Origin of the sequence: Paenibacillus alkaliterrae, assembly GCF_021532375.1 — a bacterium.
Taxonomy (GTDB): domain Bacteria; phylum Bacillota; class Bacilli; order Paenibacillales; family Paenibacillaceae; genus Pristimantibacillus; species Pristimantibacillus alkaliterrae.
The window spans coordinates 37905-59736 of record NZ_JAKGAP010000010.1 but is presented as its reverse complement, the minus strand read 5'-3'; the positions used below and the strand labels follow the sequence as shown (position 1 = coordinate 59736).

At 46.8% G+C, this 21832-nt stretch carries 20 protein-coding genes; 18 read left to right on the top strand and 2 right to left on the bottom strand.

Annotated features, from left to right (window positions below):
* Nucleotides 1-15: 15 nt before the first annotated feature.
* From L1N85_RS05825 to L1N85_RS05805, 5 genes are all read left to right on the top strand, one after another.
* Nucleotides 16-348 (top strand): MBL fold metallo-hydrolase, encoded by a 333-nt coding sequence (locus tag L1N85_RS05825; RefSeq protein WP_235235905.1) that lies wholly within the window; start codon nucleotides 16-18, stop codon nucleotides 346-348.
* Nucleotides 345-1220, top strand: a complete 876-nt coding sequence (locus L1N85_RS27520) for a glycoside hydrolase family 38 C-terminal domain-containing protein (RefSeq protein ID WP_235235903.1) — start codon at nucleotides 345-347, stop codon at nucleotides 1218-1220. The genes L1N85_RS05825 and L1N85_RS27520 overlap by 4 nt, the downstream gene beginning before the upstream one ends.
* A 79-nt stretch (nucleotides 1221-1299) precedes the next feature.
* Entirely contained in the window at nucleotides 1300-2076 is a 777-nt protein-coding gene (locus tag L1N85_RS05815) for a DeoR/GlpR family DNA-binding transcription regulator (RefSeq protein WP_235235901.1), read from the top strand.
* Between the two features lie 17 nt (nucleotides 2077-2093).
* On the top strand, nucleotides 2094-2594 hold the full coding sequence (locus tag L1N85_RS27515; RefSeq protein WP_235235899.1) for a glycosyl hydrolase-related protein: 501 nt from the start codon (nucleotides 2094-2096) through the stop codon (nucleotides 2592-2594).
* A 636-nt stretch (nucleotides 2595-3230) separates the two neighbouring features.
* Nucleotides 3231-5591, top strand: coding sequence for a golvesin C-terminal-like domain-containing protein (locus L1N85_RS05805; protein WP_235235897.1), 2361 nt, complete (start codon nucleotides 3231-3233; stop codon nucleotides 5589-5591).
* A 57-nt stretch (nucleotides 5592-5648) separates the two neighbouring features.
* Here the strand turns inward: L1N85_RS05805 and L1N85_RS05800 are convergent, their stop codons facing one another.
* Together L1N85_RS05800 and L1N85_RS05795 are read right to left on the bottom strand one after the other, a co-directional pair.
* Complete coding sequence (locus L1N85_RS05800) at nucleotides 5649-6086, bottom strand: hypothetical protein (RefSeq protein WP_235235895.1); 438 nt, start codon at nucleotides 6084-6086, stop codon at nucleotides 5649-5651.
* A gap of 177 nt (nucleotides 6087-6263) precedes the next feature.
* The gene (locus tag L1N85_RS05795) at nucleotides 6264-6452 is read right to left on the bottom strand and encodes a hypothetical protein (protein WP_235235893.1); all 189 of its coding nucleotides are present in this window, start codon (nucleotides 6450-6452) and stop codon (nucleotides 6264-6266) included.
* A 991-nt stretch (nucleotides 6453-7443) separates the two neighbouring features.
* Between L1N85_RS05795 and L1N85_RS05790 the strand changes: the two genes are divergently transcribed.
* The 13 genes from L1N85_RS05790 to L1N85_RS05730 all read left to right on the top strand — a co-directional run bounded on the left by L1N85_RS05790 (nucleotide 7444) and on the right by L1N85_RS05730 (nucleotide 21813).
* Complete coding sequence (locus L1N85_RS05790; protein ID WP_235235891.1) at nucleotides 7444-7728, top strand: hypothetical protein; 285 nt, start codon at nucleotides 7444-7446, stop codon at nucleotides 7726-7728.
* Between the two features lie 165 nt (nucleotides 7729-7893).
* On the top strand, nucleotides 7894-8649 hold the full coding sequence (locus tag L1N85_RS05785; protein WP_235235889.1) for a YveK family protein: 756 nt from the start codon (nucleotides 7894-7896) through the stop codon (nucleotides 8647-8649).
* Complete coding sequence (locus tag L1N85_RS05780; protein WP_235235887.1) at nucleotides 8630-9298, top strand: CpsD/CapB family tyrosine-protein kinase; 669 nt, start codon at nucleotides 8630-8632, stop codon at nucleotides 9296-9298. The genes L1N85_RS05785 and L1N85_RS05780 overlap by 20 nt, the downstream gene beginning before the upstream one ends.
* Before the next feature lie 283 nt (nucleotides 9299-9581).
* Nucleotides 9582-10484 carry a UTP--glucose-1-phosphate uridylyltransferase GalU gene (gene galU, locus L1N85_RS05775; protein WP_235235885.1) on the top strand — a complete coding sequence of 301 codons (903 nt, stop codon included), beginning with the start codon at nucleotides 9582-9584 and terminating at the stop codon, nucleotides 10482-10484.
* A 2-nt stretch (nucleotides 10485-10486) separates the two neighbouring features.
* Complete coding sequence (locus L1N85_RS05770; RefSeq protein WP_235235883.1) at nucleotides 10487-11152, top strand: sugar transferase; 666 nt, start codon at nucleotides 10487-10489, stop codon at nucleotides 11150-11152.
* Nucleotides 11153-11164: 12 nt separating this feature from the next.
* Complete coding sequence (locus L1N85_RS05765) at nucleotides 11165-12421, top strand: glycosyltransferase family 4 protein (protein WP_235235881.1); 1257 nt, start codon at nucleotides 11165-11167, stop codon at nucleotides 12419-12421.
* 23 nt (nucleotides 12422-12444) lie between these two features.
* Nucleotides 12445-13794, top strand: coding sequence for an O-antigen ligase family protein (locus L1N85_RS05760; protein WP_235235880.1), 1350 nt, complete (start codon nucleotides 12445-12447; stop codon nucleotides 13792-13794).
* Complete coding sequence (locus tag L1N85_RS05755; RefSeq protein ID WP_235235877.1) at nucleotides 13791-15005, top strand: glycosyltransferase family 4 protein; 1215 nt, start codon at nucleotides 13791-13793, stop codon at nucleotides 15003-15005. The genes L1N85_RS05760 and L1N85_RS05755 overlap by 4 nt, the downstream gene beginning before the upstream one ends.
* Complete coding sequence (locus L1N85_RS05750; RefSeq protein WP_235235875.1) at nucleotides 14983-16356, top strand: oligosaccharide flippase family protein; 1374 nt, start codon at nucleotides 14983-14985, stop codon at nucleotides 16354-16356. Before L1N85_RS05755 ends, L1N85_RS05750 begins: the two co-directional genes overlap by 23 nt.
* Nucleotides 16349-17395 (top strand): glycosyltransferase family 4 protein, encoded by a 1047-nt coding sequence (locus tag L1N85_RS05745; protein WP_235235873.1) that lies wholly within the window; start codon nucleotides 16349-16351, stop codon nucleotides 17393-17395. The genes L1N85_RS05750 and L1N85_RS05745 overlap by 8 nt, the downstream gene beginning before the upstream one ends.
* A complete protein-coding gene (locus L1N85_RS05740) occupies nucleotides 17392-18279 on the top strand; it encodes a glycosyltransferase (protein WP_235235871.1) in 888 nt (295 codons plus the stop codon). The genes L1N85_RS05745 and L1N85_RS05740 overlap by 4 nt, the downstream gene beginning before the upstream one ends.
* 37 nt (nucleotides 18280-18316) lie before the next feature.
* Nucleotides 18317-21253, top strand: a complete 2937-nt coding sequence (locus tag L1N85_RS05735; protein ID WP_235235869.1) for a chitobiase/beta-hexosaminidase C-terminal domain-containing protein — start codon at nucleotides 18317-18319, stop codon at nucleotides 21251-21253.
* Between the two features lie 8 nt (nucleotides 21254-21261).
* Nucleotides 21262-21813 (top strand): acyltransferase, encoded by a 552-nt coding sequence (locus L1N85_RS05730; RefSeq protein ID WP_235235866.1) that lies wholly within the window; start codon nucleotides 21262-21264, stop codon nucleotides 21811-21813.
* Nucleotides 21814-21832: the final 19 nt, after the last annotated feature.

Below are 21832 nucleotides of genomic sequence, written 5' to 3'. Positions count from 1 at the left end.
GAGAGGGAGTGGGCGATGCGGAAGCTGGCGGATGATTTATACGTATACGAAAGCACCTGTCAAGTCTATGTTCGAATGCAGGGAAAGCAGGCGGTACTCATTGATTTTGGCGATGGCACCGTGCTGGACGAGCTTGCGGCAATCGGCGCAGAGCAGGTAGCCGGTATTCTCATGACGCATCATCACCGCGATCAAGGTCAGGGACTTCCCCGAGCGGTGGAGGCGGGTATACCGATTTATGTCCCTCATACGGAGCAGGAGCTGTTCAGCGGCATAGACGAAAGCCTGTCGTCATTGAAGATAAATCGGATACGTGGAGCCATAATGTTTTTCACTTTAATCAGGTGATTGGCGCCTTCAAGGCTGTAAGCGTGAAGCGGGTGGAGCATGGTCCCGTGAAATCGGTCATTCGCGTGACGAGCGAATACGGCCATTCAAAAATGGTGCAGGATTTCAGCATGTATCGCGAGCTGGATCAAATCGATGTCAAGGTGACGGTCGACTGGCGGGAGACATTTAAGATGCTCAAGCTGGTGTTCCCTGTCAACCTGATCTTCACCCGTCAAAGCTATGAGATTCCGTTTGGATTTATCGAACGCGAGCATAACGGGGAGGAGGAGCCGGGGCAAAGCTGGATCGATTATTCGGGCGTGACGAGAAACGGGGGTACATTATACGGCGTAAGCCTGATTAACGATGCCAAATACAGCTACAGCATTCATAACAAAGAGATGGCGATGACGGTGCTGCGCAGCCCGATTTACGCCCATCATGACCCTACAGTACCGGATCCGCATGGACATTATTCGTTCATTGATCAAGGCATACAGCAATTCAACTATTCGCTCTTGCCCCATGAAGGCAACTGGGAGCAGGCAGGGACCGTCAAGCGCGCGGCAGAGCTGAATCAAAGGCCGACAACGATCATTGAAACTTATCACGAGGGCGATCTTCCCCAGCAGGACAGCTTCTTGTCGGTGGAGCAGGACAATATTGTCGTTAGCGCGATCAAGCAGGCGGAGGATAATGAGGATATGATTATCCGCTGCTATGAAACGGCCAAGACCGCGACGGAAGGCGTCATTCACCTGACGAAGCAGAACAGGGAAATACGTGCCAAATTCGCGCCATGCGAAATAAAGACGTTCCGCATTCCGAAAGACGATCATCTGCCTGTCGTCGAAACGAATTTATTGGAGTGGCAAGAGGTTTTTATTTAAGCTCTACTGCATTCGATTGAAAATTGTTCTATTTTATTGCATAGTTGGGAGAGAAAATACTGGTGTAGGGGACATGACTATGATCGTAATCCAACGAAGAAATAAAATAAAAGAACGTCTTTTCGAGCAGCGCAGCGTGAAGGTATCCGATTTGGTGAAGGAATTCAACGTATCGGAGGAAACGATTCGCAGAGATTTGAATCAATTAGAGCGCGAAGGGCTGATCGTCAAAAATTATGGCGGCGCCATCCTGAGCGAAGAGGTGGAAAGCTTATCGATTCTGCCGGTTCAGCAAAGGAAGCTGCATTTTTTTGACGAGAAGGATGCCATCGGCAAAAAAGCGGCGGAGCTCGTGAACGAGAAGCAGATCATTATTCTGGATTCAGGCTCTACGACATGGTGCATGGCCAGACATTTGAAGCAGAAATCCGATTTAATGGTTGTAACGAACGGCATGAATGTAGCGGAGGAGTGCAGCCAGAACGAGGAGACGGCCATTATTGTGCTCGGCGGCAAGCTGATCAAGAAGTCGATGAGCTTAGTCGGTCCGCAAGCGGAGATGGAGCTGCAAAAATATAATGCGCACTATTCCTTCCTTGGCGCCTCGGGCATCTCGTTGCGCAAAGGTTTCACCAGCTCCGATATTTACGAGGCGGAGATCAAGAGGGCGATGATCGCGGCGGGTCAGAAGGTGGTCATTCTCGCCGATCACAGCAAGTTTATGAAGCAGGGGCTAGTTGCGTTTAGCAGCTTTCAAGATGTGGACATGCTGATTACGAGCGATATGGTCGATCCGGAGATTTTAAAGCAGATTGAAGAGGTTGGCGTTCAGATTGTCGTTTGTCCAACCAAATAAAGGGTGACAACGCAGAGGTGACGAGCAAATATATCGAAGGCGATTTCGACGCGATTCAAAATCGCGAAGAGTCGTATACCCAGCCGGGCTTTGACGATTCGCTATGGCAGGACTACACCCTGGGCGATTTTTGGGGCGGTTATGACAAAACGGCTTGGTTCCGCGCGACGGTCACGATTCCGGAGGGCTGGCGGGAAAAGAAGCTGTCTCTTCGTTTTCTCGTTGGACCGCGCGATGGCGGAGGCTTCACGGCGGAAGTACAGCTCGATTGTGAGCATACGATGATCGAAACGGTGAAGAAAGCGGAGAATGACGATGCTATTATTTTACGCATATATGAGTACAAGCAATATCGCTCCAATGGGATTAAGTTGCTATGCGGCCATCCAATCCGAAAGGCGATGTTGTGCAACCTGACGGAGGAGGAAGAGGCAGAGGCAGAAGTTTCGTTCAATGGAAATGAGCTGCAATTCGACTTGACTCCTTATGAGGTGAAGACGGTTAAGCTGTGGCTATAAGGCGGAAGGATTTGAATAGTGGAGCAGGGGAAGGTCCCTGCTCCACTATTTTTGTTAGGAACAGAGCTAGTGTCTAGCTCTATATGGGCTTCCGGGGCGCGATGGCGTGCTGTTTACGTTAGCGAGGGCGTTATAGAGCTTGATGCGGATCATTAGTTGTATGCGCTCCCAAAATAGATAAAGCTTCCGCTGCTTTGTAAATGGCATGCTGATTAGCTTCTTTACGCTTGGTTTCGGATGTCATGAAAATACCCCTCTCCTCATTCTAAGTCGTATTAGCTTTGATATTATATTTAAATACCACAACAGTCAATATTATTATGTGATTTTAAGAAGTTTTATATGTGTTTACCATTGAATAATTGACGTTTTTTATGGTTTCTGAAGGCGATACGCGTAAGAGGCTGTGTTTTGAGAGAAGCTATTGAACGATTTCGATCGGAGTGTCTACGCTGGTGATATAGTTACCGCCAGCTTCATAGTTTTAAGGTATAGGAATTACCTAACTCTACTTGCATCTCCGGAAATGATGACGCTGCTTGGCCGTGTCGTGATACCCGATCGAAAGCGCTTGCACAATCTGGAGGTGTCGTTCATATTGATGATCGTATACAAATAATTAGGAGGAATAATGGCATGAACAAATGGTTGAAACTCGTCGCCTTGTCCTTGGCCGTTATGCTGCTTTCGTTTGTTTGCTTTTTCAATTTGTGGACGGTCCGGGTTCAAGCGGGATTCACAGACTTTATTACGCGCAGTGGAGATACGTTGAAGGAGGGGACGTCCACGTTTCGTTTTACCGGAACCAACGTTCCTTTATTGAATAGAGCATGGTCTGATCCGTCGGAGATTGAGGATGCGATTCGCGCGGCCGGCAGCTCGGGGATTAACGTAATCCGCTTGTATCCGTTTGAGGTGAAAATGAGCAGCGATCCCGCAGGAACTTTCCGCCATGTGATGGGGCCCGGCGATTATAATGAAAGCTCGTTCAAGATACTGGATAAAATTGTTCAATTGGCAAACCAGCACAATATTCGGCTTATTGTGCCTTTCGTGGACAAATACAACTACATCGGAGGGATTGCCGATTGGGCGGCTTTCCGCGGGAAAACGGCGGGTGATTTTTGGAGCGATCCGACAGTGAAGCAGGACTTCAAAAATTTCATTGAATATGTGATCCATCGGACCAATACGTATACGGGTGTACAGTACAAAAACGATAAAGCCATTCTGGCATGGCAGCTTGGTAACGAACTTACCTCCACGGATAGCTGGGTAAGCGAGATGGCTGCGTATATAAAGAGCCTTGACTCCAACCACCTTGTAGCCGATGGAGGATATGTTCGGGCACAGGGAATAAAGGCCAATGCACTGAATGACAACCATATTGATATCATTGATCCGCACATTTACAAATACCACAATGTCGATATGGTTTCAAAGCTCAAGGAGTGGCAAGATAAAACCAAAGGAAAAAAAGCTTTGATTATTGGCGAATTCGGCGACTACTCCCTCACGGAAACCGAACAACTGTTGAACATCGTTCAGAACAATGGAACAACGGGCGCGATGTTCTGGGGCAGCATGCACCATCACAAGATGGGTGGATGGCATTGGCCTCTTCCCCGAAAAAATTCAACCGAGTGGTCCTATTTGCGCTATCCCGGTTTTGCAAGCGGTGATTGGGCGAACGAATCAGCCATCATCAACTTGCTGCGCAAGTATGCGTACTCGATGAAAGGTTTAACCGTTCCTCCTTGGCCGGCGCCGGATGCGCCTGTTATGTTCCCTGCCGATTCCGTGCAAAACCTCTCCTGGATGGGTGTCTCGGGAGCGAGCGCTTATGACGTTGAACGTTCGACAAATTCTTTCGGTCCATGGACAGCAGTCGGCAGCGGCGTGACGGACGATATTGCCGCACCGCGCCATCATAACTTTACCATACCGATTTTCGACGATGCGTCTGCCCAGGACGGCACAAGCTATTACTATAAGGTGAAAGCGAAAAATGTGCATGGTTCGTATTCCCCTTATTCCAACATCATCGGCCCAATTACGGCGAAAAGCGTGATCATCGTTGATAATGGAAGCAGCGGCTATACCGAGACGGGATCATGGGGGACTAGTACGCTGGACGGCAGTTACGGCGACAGCTCCCGTTACAGCAGTGCCATCGGAAGTACGGCAACGTGGAAGCCTAACTTTTCGACGCCGGGATACTACAATGTGTATGTCCGATATCCGTACCATCATGGTTCGGCGACGAATGCTCAATATACGGTCTATCACAATGGGGGGACGAATACCGTATCCATCGACCAGACGACCATAGCGGGTGGGCGGTGGCGTCTGATTGATACGGTGTATTTCGCCGGCGGACCGGAAGAATATGTGAAGTTGACGGCCATTGGAAGCGGTTCCAACTACAGGGCTGATGCGGTCATGTTCGAACCGCAAAATTTTGGCGACAGCTTCCAAAACAACAGTTCGGGCAACTGGACCTCTTTGAGCGGCAGTTGGACCTTAACCAACGACGTGAGTGCCGACGCCATTGACGCCGGCAATAAAGTGTTGAAACAATCGGGCACCGGCATTGCCGAAACGGTTAGCGGTTCGACCTACTCCGACGCCTCCATAACCATAGCCGTTAAAGCGTTTGACAATAAAATGACCGAATCTTCTTCCGGCTTGGTTGCCCGGGCAAATTCCGATTTCTCGAACAAGTACACCCTGCGCATTAATTATGATCAGAACAAAGTCCAACTGTACAAAAAATTAGGCAGTAATTGGAGCAACATCGGGGAAGCGGATATGATAGCCGCTCCAGGCACTTGGTATTTGCTGAAGCTGGAGTTGAAAGGAAGCTCACTCAAAGGTTACGTGAACGGCGTGATGAAAATCAGCGTTAGAGACTACAGCTTGACCAGCGGGTACTTCGGTTTACGGACGTATAATCAGACGGCTGTTTTCGATAACATCATTGTTTCGTCGAACTGATCGGACAAAAGAAAAGGGATTGAAGGTAGACAACTGCAGAAGGATTGAACCATCGGTTCAATCCTTCTGCGCTCGACTCATTAAATCATACATCTGTTTCGGTGTAAAAGCTGTGTAAGTCGTACTGAGTGCATGAATAAATAGGGAACCATCGCTTAAAGGAAGTTTCGGCAAGCTTAACGCAGAAGAACCAGACATGGAAACAGTCACCCCGCTGTCCGGATTTCCGCTCGTCGAATACAAAATGGAAAGGTGCAAATAAACGCCTTTAACCATGGACGACAGCGGGATGTCATAAGATTTATTCCAATCCTTACTTAATGATACGATCTTATGAAACGAGTAATCTTCAAAAATGACTTCTCCACGGTCATAACGCATAAAACCGTTAACCTTGCCGCCGAATACGGCTCCTTTTTGCTCACCGGCAATTTGGATGTTCGCCTTATTCCGAACCGTCAGCTGCGCCGGTATTTCTTCCACGATCGTATCCAAATGATTCTGCCTTCAAACAACACATCGGTGCCATAAACCGTAAATGAGCAGTATCTGAACTTGTAGTTATGATAGGCACCCTTCATGTTGCCTGGTGCGCTGAGTACGCGGCGAATCTCCTTAAAGCTGCAGGAATCAAAAAGGACATATCTGGGACTGGATACACCGGCGACCAGATCAAAAGGCTGCCGTATCATCTATCACTCCATTGCCGGCGGCGCCGTAATCTCTTACACTTACTCCTGCATTCGAGCTCTTGTCGGAAAGACGGGTTATAACACCGCCGCTCACAAAACTGAGACCAATTGCGGCCATTCCCGCCAACAGCTTTCTCCGGCTGATTAAGAACTTATTATTTCCCTCCATCTCTATCCTCCAATCTCCTCTTTTTGCACCACAGACGATTGACACACAACCATTAATGATGATCAGTTAATTCGTGTTTATGTCTATTCCTCCAGCAATGGGGTCAAGAGTGGAATTAAGGAACGAGGAGTTAATGTATAAATCCAGTATAGCGCGCCAATGCGCATTGTGTAATCGAAAATAAGCCTTTTGTCAGCATGCCTGTCGAAGCGCTTACAGCCAGTGCTATAGAGCAATGGTAAGAAAAGCCTAACAGGTTATTATTTTTGCGGGGAAGGAGCCAAGCAGGCTTTATTCAAACCTTCATAAGGCAGTTTAAGGGGACCAAGCAGATCCATTTTTTACGGAAATGATTGTTTTTTTATTGTTTGAGACAAAAAAAGACGGCTCCTTGTAAAGAAATGATTATGCAACAAACTAATGTGAATGATGTCGAATGGTGTTTTTGAGTCCTATTTTTCTAGGACGCTGGTCAATAGTCCCTTATTAAATCATAAATAGAGCGTTAAAAGTAAAGAAATTTGAATGAAAATAATAGAAATGAGCAGTCAATAACCGTTATTTTACAAGGGAAAGAGTCAGTTTAGCTATATACGGAATAAGTCTGAAGAAGGAATATCTGAAAACATACATAAAGCGCTTCCAAATGACAAATTTATCTGTTCAGGCACTAATAATGAGAAAAGTTAAAATTTTCTAATTCGATAAATTAGGAGACCGTACTTATGAAAACCATTTTGAAAATGAGCAGAAATGTCTAATCGACAACATGTCTTTATTCCCTCAAGAATTACAAAAATCTGTGGCATACTTAGACTCACAGCGGAAGCAATGCTAACATGACTCCTGAAACCTGTTGGGAGAAAAATCAAATGGTATGGCAAAAATTATATTTTACTAATATTAAAACCTCCTAATGAAGCTTGTATTATTTGTCGATTTGTAGCAATCTTAAGTGAACGATAGGGTTGAAAAATGGAGGGTGTCAGAGATGAATGTTTCGAATGTGGAGCAGAAGCGGGTACGGCTGAAGCAATTTTTGAAAATACTATCCGAAGATCCTTCTCTATTAAATCAAGAGAGGCAAAAGGATTCGAGATCGTTAGCTGAGTTTCTTATGTATACCGGCTATACGCCTCGGAACGAACCCGTCAATATGGCTGAGCTTGTATCGCTGCTGCTCAAGAGGGTGGGACATGAGGCTCGCTCGGAAGATATGATGGAGCATGTTATGAATGGCGGAACGGTCGATGAATTTATGAACATAAGTAAATAAGCAACTACATAACCGTGATAAGAAAGCCATCTGGCTCAATGATTCTCTGAAAAAACGATACCTTAAAGTTCGCGTTTTGAATAACTTATAAATATTAATATTCAATAAGAATAATTTTCTCGAACTTAATGGCAAGATGACTTAACTAGTAACGGAGGAAACGAGTTGGAATTAAAAAGATATTGGATCATCATCAAAAGAAGGCTGTTATGGATTGCTTTGATTATTTCGGTAAGCTGTCTAACCATCGGCATTTACTCCTTCAACTTCATCGAACCGCAGTATCAAGCTTCCGCTACACTAATCATCAACGACTACAAGGACAGCAGCTTGCTGCTTCCAAGCATAGACGTAGGCTCCATTAACTCCACGATCGGACTCATCAAAACCTATAAAGAAATCATTAAAACGCCTCGTATGATGAAAAAAGTTATCAAAGAGTACCCGGAGCTTGCGAAGACGTACGGTGAGCTCGCTGGCAAGGTAAGTGTCAGTTCGGTTAATGAAACGCAGATCATGACCATAACCGCCCGGGAAGACTCCTATAAGAAAGCGGCCAATATCGCCAACGCGGTTGCGATCGTTTTTCAAAAATCGGTTCCTGAGCTGATGAAGGTTGACAATGTTTCCGTCTTGGACCAGGCCGATCCGAACGAGATGCGCGGCCCGGTGGCTCCGAATCCGATTATGAATATTGCCGTCGCATTCATGCTGGCTTTGATGGCGGGCGTAGGCATTTCCTTCCTTCTGGATTATTTGGATGACACGATCAAGAATGAAGAAGACATCGAGATGCTGCTTGGGGTTCCGGTACTGACTTCGATTCCGAGGTTTAAAGAAAGAGACGCCACTGAACGGGGCAGCAAAGCCCCGCTAACACCAAGAGCCGGGAGGGAAAGCAATGTCTCGCTTGACACGTAAATGGAACCTTATTACGGAAAAAAATCCGAAATCGCCAATCTCCGAAGGGTATCGGATGCTGCGGACAAACATCGAGTTTTCAACGATCAACGATAAACTGAAAATCATTATGGTCACCTCTTCCAAACCGAGCGAAGGAAAAAGCATAACATGCGCCAATCTGGCGGTCACTTTCGCTCAGGCAAACAAACGGGTGCTGGTGATCGATGCGGATTTGCGAAAACCGGCGCAGCATCACATTTTTACAATTTCCAACCAAAAAGGCCTGACGACCGCCTTGCTGGGTCAAAAAGAGCTGCAGGATGTCATCCAGCATACGAATACGGAGAATCTGTCGGTCCTTGCCGCAGGTCCGACTCCGCCTAATCCATCAGAGCTGCTGTCGTCGAATCGTATGGAGGCACTGCTTGAGAAAGTGAGGGAAACATACGACGTGATCATCATCGACACACCGTCGATCATGCTCGTTACCGATGCTCAGCTCGTGGCAAGCCAAAGCGATGGCGTCGTTCTTGTTGTTGATTCGGGCAAAATCAAAAAAGATGCCGTGCTCAAGGCAAAAGCTTATTTGGATCATGTGAATGCTAAACTCATCGGCGTTGTGCTAAACAATAGCAGCCCTAAAAATTTAGATTCCTATTACAACTAACGTCCTTCAGCCGGTCAAACGGCAGCTGGAATAGAGGTAATGTCTCCTGCACCTTTATCACCGGAGGCACTCGGTCATGCTGTGGGTCAGCCGACCTTAGACGTTCATCGTCAAGGGCGTGACGTGAGGAAGGGTTCAATGCCCTAACAATCTTTATTTTTACCTCGGATTTTTTTCTAAAAATCCGAGCTATGCTCTCAGAGACAAGGAAAGCATAGCTCGCATTTTTAGCATCTCGGTACAATGCGAATATAAAAATATAAATAGGATAGGGTGAAATCAAATGAAAAAAGTGAGAAAAGCCATTATTCCTGCTGCAGGACTTGGTACCCGGTTTTTGCCGGCGACGAAAGCGATGCCGAAAGAAATGCTTCCAATCGTTGATAAGCCCACCATTCAGTACATCGTAGAGGAAGCCATTGAATCAGGGGTAGAAGACATCATCGTCGTGACTGGTAAAGGTAAACGTGCGATCGAAGATCACTTTGATATTGCGTTTGAGCTGGAATATACGTTGGAGAGTAAAGGGAAGCTTGACATTTTAGAAAAAGTCAGAAAATCCTCCAATGTAAATCTTCATTATATAAGGCAAAAAGAAGCGAAAGGGCTCGGCCACGCCGTATGGTGCGCCCGCAATTTTATCGGAGACGAACCGTTCGCTGTTCTGCTTGGCGATGATATCGTAGAGGCCGACGTTCCTTGCACAAGGCAGCTGATCGAGCAGTATGAGCGTACCGGACGTTCGGTCATCGGCGTTCAAACCGTTAATGCGGATCAGACAGACCGGTACGGGATTGTCGATCCTGGCGAGACGATGGACCGTCTTTATCAAGTGAACCGTTTTGTGGAGAAGCCGCCGAAAGGACAGGCTCCATCCAACTTGGCTATTATGGGCCGCTATGTTCTGACTCCGGATATATTCAATTATTTAGGGCAGCAAGAGATTGGCGCTGGCGGAGAAATTCAGCTGACCGATGCGATTCAAAAGCTGAATATGGATAAAGGCGTTTACGCTTATGACTTCCAAGGCAAGCGCTATGATGTGGGTGAAACACTCGGCTTTATTATGACAACGGTCGATTTTGCGCTCCGGAATAACGAACTTCGACATAAGCTCTTAAGCGAGCTTGGAGAATTGTTGGAACGGGAGCTTGGGAAACAATTAATCGGCATAGGGGGTGAGTAACCATGATGCATCCGCAGTATCGCGATGAAGTGGTATTGAACACTCCTAATGACTATAGGTATTCCCTGAATTCGGTGTTCAAACGTACCATTGACGTAACCGGTTCGCTGCTTGGATTGATTCTGTTAAGTCCGCTGTTTGTTATCATTGCTATTCTGATTAAAATAGAGGATCCGAAAGGCTCCGTATTATTCTATCAAACAAGGATCGGCAAGAACGAGAAGCCGTTCCGGATGTATAAATTCCGCTCCATGGTAAGCAATGCGGAAGAAAAGCTGAAAGAACTGCTCGCTCAGAATGAAATTGAAGGCGCTATGTTCAAGATGAAGAACGATCCGCGGATTACGAAAATCGGGAAGTTCATACGAAAAACAAGCATTGATGAGCTCCCGCAGCTGATTAACGTGCTCCGGGGCGAAATGTCCTTGGTTGGACCAAGACCTCCTCTTGTAAGGGAAGTTGCGGAATATACAGATTACGACAAGCTGCGTTTAACGGTTAAACCTGGTTGTACAGGACTTTGGCAGGTAAGCGGCCGTAATGAATTAAGTTTTAAACAAATGGTTGAGCTGGACTTGAGGTACATCCAGAATCGGAGCGTTGGGTTTGACTTGAAAATCATATTCAAGACATTCAAAGTGCTCCTTGGGGCAAAAGATGCTTTCTAAGGCGGAAAATGAATGAAAAAGATGATGTTTATTACGAACCGGCTGCCGTTTCCAAATACGGACGGCAGAAAAAACCTGCTTCAGCAATACATTTATCAAATCAAAGATATTTATCCCGAATGTCAGATCGTGAACTTGTCTTTTGTTGATGACAATAAGTACCTGAAGGATCAGCCGGATGCGATTTCTCGCTTGGTATGTTTGCAATTGCCCGGTATGGCCGAAAAGCTGTTCAATGTCCTGGTCTATTCCTTGTTAATGCGCAGGTGGCCGCTGCAAGTATCCGTTTATTACTCCCGGAGAACACATCGGCTGATCAAAGAAATGATCAAGGAAGAGCAGCCGGAATTCATCTTTTACGATATGGTGCGTGTAGCGGAATATGTCTCAGACGGAATCGGACAAAGGGTGCTCAGCTACGATGATCTTCTGTCATTGCGCTATGAACGGCAGCTTCAATGGTTTCAGTACATTCCGTCCGTATTCGGCGGCTTCTCGGACAAGCTTCCATCCGGTATCAAGCGGTTTGCAAATTTGAAGTACATTCAAAAATGGCTTGTCGCTTTCGAAAGCAAGCTGCTGCACAAGTACGAGAAACATGCAGCCCATAATTTCCAACACCTTATCTTTACTTCTCCCAAAGAAGCGGAGACCTTCCGGCAAATTGTCAGTCATCGCTCTTGTCTCGGCATCCCGATGAGATTCGACCCGGATAAGAAAATGACGGGGAATCCCAGGTCGTACGACAGGAACAAGATCGTCTTTGTAGGGAAAATGGACATCCCGCACAATAGCTCCGCCGTCGTTTATTTCTGTGAGCAGATATGGCCCGGGATAAAGCAGCAGGCACCGAAAGCAAAGTTCTATATCGTTGGAAAAAATCCGACTGCCGAAGTGCTTAGGCTGCAGCAGGCCTATCCTGACATTATCGTAACCGGCGAAGTGGATAACGTTAAGCGGGTCGTAAGCGATGCCGCTCTAATGATCGCTCCGCTGCTTTTTGGCACAGGAATTAAAACGAAGGTCGTCGAGGCTATGTCTTGGGGAGTTCCGGTCGTAACCAATCCGATCGGCAGTGAAGGCATCAACGCAATCAATCATGAGGATCTGTTCGTCTGTGAAACGAATGAAGAGATGGTACAAAATGTACTCCTATTATTGGACAACGATGAGATAAACGAAAAAGTATCGCGCAATTCGATCCGTTACGTGACCCATCATTTCAGCAGCTCCGTGACCCGTAAAAATCTGGAGTTGATTCTATCGTAGGGCCATTGCGCAAAGAGCAGGTGTTGGTTATTCGAAATCTTGTTATTGCGCTATTTATGTTATCCCTGATGCTCTTGACGTACGACAGCTTGCCATTTATCAATTTCTCGGTCTATAGGCCGGTATCCATGTTTCCGATGTTCCTTGCTTCCGTCCTGCTCCTGTTTACCGACTTCAGGTTCAAGAAGGGGGATGCATTCTTTCTCATCTTCGTGATGTACAGCATCGGGCATTCCTTGCTCGTTGCAACGGGAAACGGTGATATTGCCAGCAGTGCGTCGCATATTATTACGCTTCTGTTTGGTCTATCAATGTACCGGGTTTCGGTATATGTCGCTGAACAAGCGAAAGAAGATCCGGAGATTAGAAGCGGCATCGCTAAAAGTATTGCTATAGCCTTTATTCCTCCGCTTGCAGCCGGTTTTCTGCAGCTAATCGATGCATTTTTCATCCGCAACGGATTTTCCGGTGCGTTTACGGGACTGTTCGCGGATAAAGTGTATCTCCGTAGGATTCAGATGCTGTCGGGCGAGCCTTCATGGGCGGCGATCCATATGCTGAGCGGCGGGCTAATCATGTTCTTCCTGTATAAACAGGGGTTTCGAAAGCAGATCTACCTGCTTATCGCTGTTATGCTGCTTATGGTACTTTCCTTCTCCGCTTACGCTTATACCGTGCTGCTGACCGCGCTGGTCATTTATGTACTGGTAACGAACAAGAACAGAGGCCGGATGCTGGTCGTTCTGACAGTCTGCGCCTTAGTTGTTGTTGTAGGCGTGCCTTATCTGATTGAAACGTTTAAGGTAAGCGGCTATTTTACGCAGCGGTTTCAGTTCAATTTCAATCAATTAATAAATAATGATAATTCATTTTTTATTAGGCTCGTGTTTCCGGCCATCGGTTTTATAGAATTTGCCAGATATCCGATTTTTGGAGTAGGCGGCGGTTTTTATTATACGGAATTTGCCTCCCTCCTGCAGCAGTATTTCAGCAGCGGATTGAAATTCAGTGAAGTGCACGATCTGGTATTTATTAATCCCTATGACGCAACGTCGAGAAATATGGTGTCGAAGGTGTTCGCTGAGGAAGGTCTTATCGGGGTTATCCTTTTTGCAGGATTTCTGGTTTCGATTTTTCGCAGCTGTAGGGAAAATTCGTATTCGAAATTCGCTTTTGCGTTATGCATTTCACTCGTCATGAATTTTGATTCTTATGCTTTTCTGGATTTTTGGGTGTTGTTAGGGTTCATCCGCGGGGGTGGGTTCGAAACGGAAGCCATACGTACCGGTATGCCAGTACGTATGCCCGTTCGGGTTAAAGGTCTGATACCTCCCATTAGACTCATCTTTAGCGAATGGAGACGTAAGGCATGAGAATCGTTATTGTAAATAGTTTGTACAGCCCGCATATTATTGGCGGTGCGGAAATATCGACACAAATCTTAGCCGAAACGCTTGTGAAAGTGGCTGACGTACATGTGCTCACGACAGGAGGACAAAAGAGAAACGCCGGTATAACATCAGAGTTGATAAACGGGGTTACGGTTCATCGTGTTCCTTACAACAATTTGTATTGGATCGGCGATACGGAAAAACGGGGCAAGCTGAATAAAGCGGCTCGCAGACTTGCCGATTTGTATAATCCAATGCAAATCGGGACTGTGACGAACTTGTTGAAGGAGTTAAAACCTGATTTGGTTCATACTCAGAATTTGTCCGGTTTCGGGGCCGGGATATGGACAGCTTTCTTCAAAGCGGGTGTACCGATCGTTCATACATTAAGGGATTACTCACTCATCTCGCCAGTCAGCTCGCCAATATCCAATCCGCTGATGTCGCGGTTATACAAGCTGACTTCCCTTGGATTCAGCAAACGGGTATCCGCGGTTGTTGGTATATCTTCGCACATTCTGAACCGTCATACGGAAGCGGGATTGTTTCCGAATGCTGAAAAACTGGTCATTCCGAACGTAGTGGTTGGTGACATCGTCGCGGGAGAGAAAGATTTTGCGCATAAGCCGCTTCGCATTGGCTATTTCGGCAGAATTGAACCGGAGAAGGGGGTCCGTGAATTAATCGATGCCGTCCGCTCGTTTCCGGAAGAGGTGGCCCAGCGGCTTTATGTATGCGGTGAAGGCAAGCTGAAAGAGGAGCTTTCGGATTTGTGCCGGAATGACGGCCGCATCGTGTTCACCGGTAAAGTGAAGCCGAAAGAGGCGCGGGAACTCATGGCCCAAGTAGATGTCACAGTTGTTCCCTCCATTTGGGAAGAGCCGTTCGGGCGGGTCATCATCGAATCCTATCAAGTCGGCACGCCCGTATACGCCGCTGCAGTAGGAGGAATTCCGGACGTTGTACTGGATCGCAGCCAATTTCTGTTTTCTCCGGGCAGTTCAGGGGCCATTAAAGACAAGTTAAAGGAATATTATTTATTCTCGGCCGATGAAAAAAGAACGATTCAAAGACAATGCCTGGAACATAGCCGCAGGTTTACCAAACAATCGCTGCTTGAACGGCATACGGAATTATATAATTCGATATTGCAATGCGGGAAGGTAGTCTATGGCACAATTGGCAATCCGTAAAATATTAACAGGGAATGGTCTTGTTCAAACGATTTTGCGTACAAGCGCAACTAATTTTATGGTGATGGTCATCACCACGCTGACCTCCATCGTGACGGCGAGAATGTTCGGCGTCGAAGGCAAAGGGGAGTTCTCGGCGATTCTGTTCTGGCCGACCTTCTTGGTAGGGATAGTTGGCTTTGGACTTCCCACTTCCCTGATTTACAACATGAAGCGGCATGCCGGCAAAGGGGCGGAATTCATCAGGGCAGGCTTTCTGTTCCAACTCCCGGTCAGCATAACTGTCGGCGTCATTTCATGGATCTATCTTCCGGTTTGGCTGGGCAACTATCCTGTCGACATTATTAGAATCGCCCAGTGGTACACCGTGCTGACACTGCCGCTATTGCTTGCGGTCAATCTGATTGCGGCACTTGCGCAAAGCACAGACAGCTTCAAAATCTATAACGGTGTGAGGTTGTTCGTTCCGCTGTTTAATTTGGCAGGTATCACCGTACTCTTCATGATCGGAGTGCTGGATATCCAGGCTGCCTCATTCATTTACCTGATTACGACGCTGCTGGTCGTCATTTGGTCCTTGTACCAATTGAGGGGCGAGCTGAGAATTAATTGGTTCAAACGCCTGGTTGACCGGGCAGCTGCAAAATCGTTATTCGGTTACGGAAGCAGAGTATTTGGCGTTGAACTGCTCGGAACCTTGTACTCACAGTTTGACAAAATTATTATACTGTCTCTGCTCACACCGCGGGATTTTGGTCTATATAGTGTCGTTTATGCTCTGTCCCGCGTCTTCAATGCGGTTCAGATGGCCATCTCGAATGTCATCTTCCCCAAATTGACTGGGCTGGACAAGGACAAGATTATCTCAACCGTCGGCCGGGCTTTCCGATTGTCGCTGATCCTGATGACGATCGTGGTCGTACCGAGCATATTCGTCGGCAGATTCCTGATGGGCATTTTATTCGGCGCGGAATTTCTGGAGGCGAGCATTGCTTTCTATTTTCTTTCTATCGAATGCATTCTCGGAGGCGCATCATGGATTCTGGCAACTTCGTTCAACGCATTGGGTCGCCCGGGTCTCGTGCTGGTTCGGCAAGTCATAGCACTAGCGATTACAATCCTTCTGTTTTTTGTATTCACCCCCTTATACGGTCTGAACGGAATTGCCCTTGCTTTGGTCATCGGTGCGATGGTGAGAATGCTGATCACGATAGCAGCGATGAGGGTCGTGTTTAAGGTGCGGTTTGCCGGTATGCTTTTTGATAAAGACGATTTTCGCTTTTTGATCGGGCGTCTGAGAGAGAAGAACATCATTAAAAGAGCGGGAAGAGCAGGTGGAATGGATGAGTAACCCAACAGTTTACATGTGGCCAAAAGTTAGCGAATTTAATAAATACTCCGAATTGCTGACAAAGTCCATCGAGGATAACGGTTTGCATGTGGAACATTACGACAAGAAGAATACCCTTCAACCTGCAAAGGGAGACATCGTCCATATGCATTGGCCCAGTTACTCGTATCAGGCATCCAATTTCCCCCTGACGATCGTGAAGTCTCTGTTATTTGCTGCACTTCTCTTGTTTTTGAAAGTCCGGGGTGTACGGTTATTTTGGACCGTTCACAATGTTTGGCCGCATTCGACGGGTAAAACGAAATGGGATTATAGGATGCGAAAGTTTATTTTGTCCGTCTGCAACAAAGGATTCATCATGAGTGAAACGGTAAAACGAGAAGTTATCGAGACGTTCGGGGTGAGCGCTGATAAGCTGGTCGTCACACCGCATGGCCATTACGTGGATGCCTATGTCGGCAAAGGGACGGATATCCGTAAGCGGTTCGGCATTCCGCCGGAACAGTTTCTATTCTTATTTCTCGGCAGAATTAACTCTTATAAAGGAATAGAAAAGCTTGTCGAAGCTTTTTTATCGAGTAAGCTGGAGTCGGCTGGACTGCTGATAGCGGGAAAAGTGGATGACGGTTATAGATTGGATTACATCGATCCGATTAACGACGGCAGAATCAAGGTTTATCCTCATTTTGTGGATGATCACGAACTTGTCGACTACTTACGGGCGGGTAATGTTATGGTGCTGCCTTATAACCAGATTACGACTTCCGGAAGCGCGATTCTGGCTCTCTCTCATTATAAGCCGGTCATTGCGCCAAAGCTCGGCTCGCTCAGCGAATATGTTTCCGAAGGATGCGGAATCTTATACGATCCTGCTGATCCGGACGGGTTGCGCAAGGCGCTGGCGATGTCAGTCAATATGAATATGAACGAGGCAGAGAAGCATATTTCAAAAAAATTGGCAGAACTGGACTGGCAGGGGATAGCCGGAAAAATGATAAAAGTTTATACCGGAACAAAACGTTACGAGGTGAATGCATGAAAGCGACGGTAGCGATTTGCACCCATAACAGAGCTGAGGATGTGAGAGAAGCGCTTTTAAGTCTCTTACGGCAAAACTTTACGGATGCGTTTGAGGTGATTGTGGTTGACAACCGCTCCACCGACAACACCAAACAGGTTGTTCAAGAAGTCAATCAGATGACAAGCATCCCGATTATTTATGTTTATGAAGAACGGCTGGGGCTCTCCGTAGCCCGGAATCGTGCGATTCGCGAGGCGAAGGGCGAGTATGTGCTATTCCTAGACGATGATGCTGTGGCTTCCAGAGAATGGATTAGTGGAATTGTCTCATTATTTGAGACCGATCCCCGGATCGGCTGCGTCGGAGGCAAAATCGAACCGGCATGGGAAGGGGCGGAGCCGACTTGGCTTTTGCCGGAAAACCGGACGCTCTATACCATTTTGGATTATTCCCATGAAATTGTAGAAATGCAAAATCCGGCCATACCATTCGGAGCAAATGTTGCCTTTCGTAAATCCGTGTTCAATTCGCTTAAACCCTTTCGCGAGGATTTGGGCAGAGTGGGAAGTAATCTGCTTTCAAGCGAGGAAGCCGAGCTCATTGATCGAATCCGCAGCCGCTACAGCGTCTATTACACACCTCATGCCTGGGTGCGGCACAAAATCCCGCGCAGCAGAGTCAGCAGAAAATGGCTGCTGCGAAGGATTTATTGGCAGGGTGTGAGCAGTGCAGTCAGCTCGGAGCGGAAAACAGGCATTTTCGTCAAATCGGTCCTGAAGGTTCCGGTGTTTCTTCTGTTGACGATCATTTTTTTGTTCGATAAGCATCGGATTTTCCGCAATATAAGCAAAATTATATACAATAACGGTTTGATCAGCGGAGTATTGCGCACCTATAACTAGAGAAAAGAGATATGTGGTGGTGAGGAGAGAAAACGTAATGAGAAAAGTTTGTTCGCGGCTGTCTTTGCTGTTGATTTTCAGTTTACTTATAACCCTTATGCCGACAAACATATTTGCAAACATCTCAACTACTTCCGAAATAGTAGTTGATGAGCTTGTGGATTGGAGTCGTGTTTACAAACGTTCGGAGAAACTTTCTCTACAAGTATATTCGGATGCCGATGATCCCACCCGGGTGAACCGAAGCTATGCATCTAATGAATACTTGACCTACCGGACGAACGGTCCTATCAGAACTTTTTCCTTATACACGTACTATCGTCCGAACAACGGGCCGTACAATCATCCGAATTTTTATGTTTCCCGCGATGGCATGAATTACGAGAAGGCGGCTCCGCAAATTTACGAAGACGGGGATAACAAAAATTATATCGTGTACGAAGTACGAAACTTTCACGGGGATACCAGATTTATGAAAATAGAATACACGGGCAGCGATATCGCTAAATCGCCGTCAATTGGGAAAGTGGTGCTGAATGGTCCGTCGGGCGTCAATGCCAACCTGCCTTCGGGGTTCGTCCCTTACGGCAGTATGGTCATGTTGGAAAGAGCAGATGCCGGAGATACCGTATATTACACCACGGACGGCAGCGACCCCAGAACGTCTCTTACACGCAAGCTTTATTCTTCACCGATTAAAGTGGTGAATGAACTTGTGTTAAAGATTACTGCCGTGAACCATTCGGCTTCGGGCAAAGCAGCGGCCAGCAGGGTTTCCACTTACCGGTATGTGACGAAAGGTTCTTTGGATGCGGCAGTCGGATTTGACGATCCGCTTGACAATTTCAAACAGATTGCCAGCCGCTCTAGTATTTATATTGAGAGAAGTACTCCCTATTACTTCGGCAACGATTCGAATCGGATGGCGCGTATCTCAACAAAGCCCGGGAATATCATTTATCATACGGATTACGATATTTCTTCCTTCATGGTCTACAGCTACTTTTTTACTGGAAATGCCATCGAGAAGCATCGGTTCTTCATTTCGGAGAATGGAAAGGATTATACGGAAATTTCTGCTGAAGCTTATTCGGTAGGCCATCCAGTAGCCAATTGGCAGAAGTACGCTTACGAGGCTTCGTCACTGCCGGCGGATACGAGGTATTTGAAAATCGAGCTGCACGGATCGGCTATGTCTTGGTCGCCTCAAGTTTCGAATGTCATGTTCAATCGAAGCACAGCTTCCGTGGACGTTCAGTCGACTAGAAGCACTGAATCACTGAAGACTGTACTGTCTACGGCGACGAGCGGGGCAAAGATTTTTTACCGTTTGAATAAGGCGCCCGTCTTCCAGCCCTATTCCAAACCGCTCAAGCTCACAGGTTATAACGTGCTGGAAACCTATGCCGTCAAGAAAGGTATGGAGCCAAGCCCCATTCGTAAATATGCGCTCAATGCAAGCAACCAAATTCAAGTGGACAGGTTCGGTCAAATGACCTCTGCGAAATTTCCCGAGAAGGTGATAAACGAACAGCAACTGAAAGCGGATGCCGAGGCAGACGCCTCCTATTACGACAGTTTATCACCGCCTTCGGACCGTGACCGGTACGGTGGTCTGGCAGGCAGTGCGGCAAAATACGGGTTGCAAGAAACGGGCTTTTTTGCCATTCAGCAGATGGGAAGCCGCAAAGTGATGACAACACCGGAAGGCAATCTCTTTTTCAGCTTAGGGGTGAACGGACTTACAGCCCATGAAACCTTTACGATGGTAAAGGGCCGAGAGGAGCTGTTCGAATCGATACCTTCTAAACAAGAGAAATATAAACCGGCATTTATCGGGTCCGATAACTTCTCGTTCTATTTGGCGAACAAATACCGGAAAACAGGGGTATTTCCAACTGAGCATTCTATTTATTCGGAAGCGGCCGAGCGCCTCAGGAAATGGGGATTCAACAGTGCGGGAGGCTTTTCACCTGAAAAATACGGCAATGAGAACAACTTGCCTTACGTGCGGACGCTTCCGCTGAGCAGCATGAATTGGGCAAAGATTGATGGGATTTCGATATTCGACATTTTTGCGCCGAATGCGGAAGTCAAGATCGATAAGTCGTTTGCAAAAGCACTCAAGCCGAACAAGGATGATCCGATGCTGATCGGGTATTTCATCGACAACGAATACGATTTCCATAAGTTTTATTCCCATGTGCCGAAGCTGAAGGCAAGCAAAGCGGCGATCAAAGGACGTTTGGTTCAAAGGCTGAAGGATAAATATCAAGACATAGACAAATTCAACAGCAGTTGGGGGACAAGCTTCCAATCCTTTGAAGACTTGAAAGAAGCGGAGCTGCCGCTCAATACATCGCCGGCTTGGCGCGATATGGACGCATTTTTCAGGTATTATCTGGATACGTTCTTCGAAACGGTTTCGCGGATCTACCGCAAATATGATCCGAATCATCTTCTTCTCGGAGACCGCTGGATAACGACGCCTTTCCACAATGAGAAGTTTCGGAGCGTTATGGCAGAGGTGGAAGGGAAATACGTGGATGTCATCAGTATCAACTATTACAGCTATAAGCTCGAAACCGATCTTTTGGAAGATGTGTACACGAAGTCGGGCGGCAAACCGATTCTGCTTAGCGAATTCGGTTACGGTACGGCGGAACAAGGTTTGAAGCCTCTCCTTCCAAATGCGGCCGTGAACCAGTTTCAGAGGGGGATGCGTTACCGGAATTATGTGGAGGGGGCAGCCAGTCTGGACTACATTGTGGGAGCTCATGTGTTCAATTATGTGGACCAGGCAGGTCTGGGAAGATATTGGCAGGGAGTTTGGGGAGAACGTTATAACTCAGGCATTGTGAATGTCGCCGACCGTCCGTATAAGAAATACCTGGAAGGGATCATGGCGACCAACTACGACATCTATAAGGTGATTCTGGAGGAACGGCCGAAATTTTATTACGAGTTCAGGTGATGGGCATCATGGATAAAAGAAAGAGAAGCCTTAAGGAATTTGTCAGATATGGATACCGTATTTTGCTCGGCATGTTGTTTAGAATGAAGCTGGAACAGGGAGGCAGCATGCTTCGGGTCTGCGGTAGAGTCGTTGTATCCAAAGCTAAAGATTCCAAATTGATTATCGGGAAAAACGTCATCTTGCATAAAGATACCGGCTTTTATTTGGAATCGAAAAAAGCGAAGATCGAGATTGGCGATCATACATTTATTAATCGAAGATCTGAAATCAGGTGTAAAGAGCATGTAAAGATAGGGAATAATTGTGCGATTTCCTGGGATGTGTCCATAATAGATACCGATTATCATCAACTTTTAGGTACCGAATCGACGAAGCCGGTCTTCATTGGCGACAGGGTTTGGATCGGCTGTAAATCGACGATTTTAAAAGGCATCACCATTGGTAATGGTGCCGTTGTTGCGGCGGGTTCTGTTGTAACGAAGGATGTGGAGCCCTATACACTTGTAGCGGGAGTACCGGCAAAGGAAGTCAAACGGAATGTCAATTGGAGTCTCTAGAGAAAACAACGTAAAGGAG

Excerpts from the sequence above, each read along its gene's own strand:
- L1N85_RS05765 (WP_235235881.1), top strand. The coding sequence starts at position 11,165 with ATGAAAAAGATGATGTTTATTACGAACCGGCTGCCGTTTCCAAATACG.
- L1N85_RS05815 (WP_235235901.1), top strand. The coding sequence starts at position 1,300 with ATGATCGTAATCCAACGAAGAAATAAAATAAAAGAACGTCTTTTCGAG.
- L1N85_RS05730 (WP_235235866.1), top strand. The coding sequence starts at position 21,262 with ATGGATAAAAGAAAGAGAAGCCTTAAGGAATTTGTCAGATATGGATAC.
- L1N85_RS05825 (WP_235235905.1), top strand. The coding sequence starts at position 16 with ATGCGGAAGCTGGCGGATGATTTATACGTATACGAAAGCACCTGTCAA.
- L1N85_RS05805 (WP_235235897.1), top strand. The coding sequence starts at position 3,231 with ATGAACAAATGGTTGAAACTCGTCGCCTTGTCCTTGGCCGTTATGCTG.
- L1N85_RS05790 (WP_235235891.1), top strand. The coding sequence starts at position 7,444 with ATGAATGTTTCGAATGTGGAGCAGAAGCGGGTACGGCTGAAGCAATTT.
- L1N85_RS05750 (WP_235235875.1), top strand. The coding sequence starts at position 14,983 with ATGGCACAATTGGCAATCCGTAAAATATTAACAGGGAATGGTCTTGTT.
- L1N85_RS05745 (WP_235235873.1), top strand. The coding sequence starts at position 16,349 with ATGAGTAACCCAACAGTTTACATGTGGCCAAAAGTTAGCGAATTTAAT.
- L1N85_RS05735 (WP_235235869.1), top strand. The coding sequence starts at position 18,317 with ATGAGAAAAGTTTGTTCGCGGCTGTCTTTGCTGTTGATTTTCAGTTTA.
- galU (WP_235235885.1), top strand. The coding sequence starts at position 9,582 with ATGAAAAAAGTGAGAAAAGCCATTATTCCTGCTGCAGGACTTGGTACC.
- L1N85_RS05740 (WP_235235871.1), top strand. The coding sequence starts at position 17,392 with ATGAAAGCGACGGTAGCGATTTGCACCCATAACAGAGCTGAGGATGTG.
- L1N85_RS05780 (WP_235235887.1), top strand. The coding sequence starts at position 8,630 with ATGTCTCGCTTGACACGTAAATGGAACCTTATTACGGAAAAAAATCCG.
- L1N85_RS05755 (WP_235235877.1), top strand. The coding sequence starts at position 13,791 with ATGAGAATCGTTATTGTAAATAGTTTGTACAGCCCGCATATTATTGGC.
- L1N85_RS05770 (WP_235235883.1), top strand. The coding sequence starts at position 10,487 with ATGATGCATCCGCAGTATCGCGATGAAGTGGTATTGAACACTCCTAAT.
- L1N85_RS05795 (WP_235235893.1), bottom strand. The coding sequence starts at position 6,452 with ATGGAGGGAAATAATAAGTTCTTAATCAGCCGGAGAAAGCTGTTGGCG.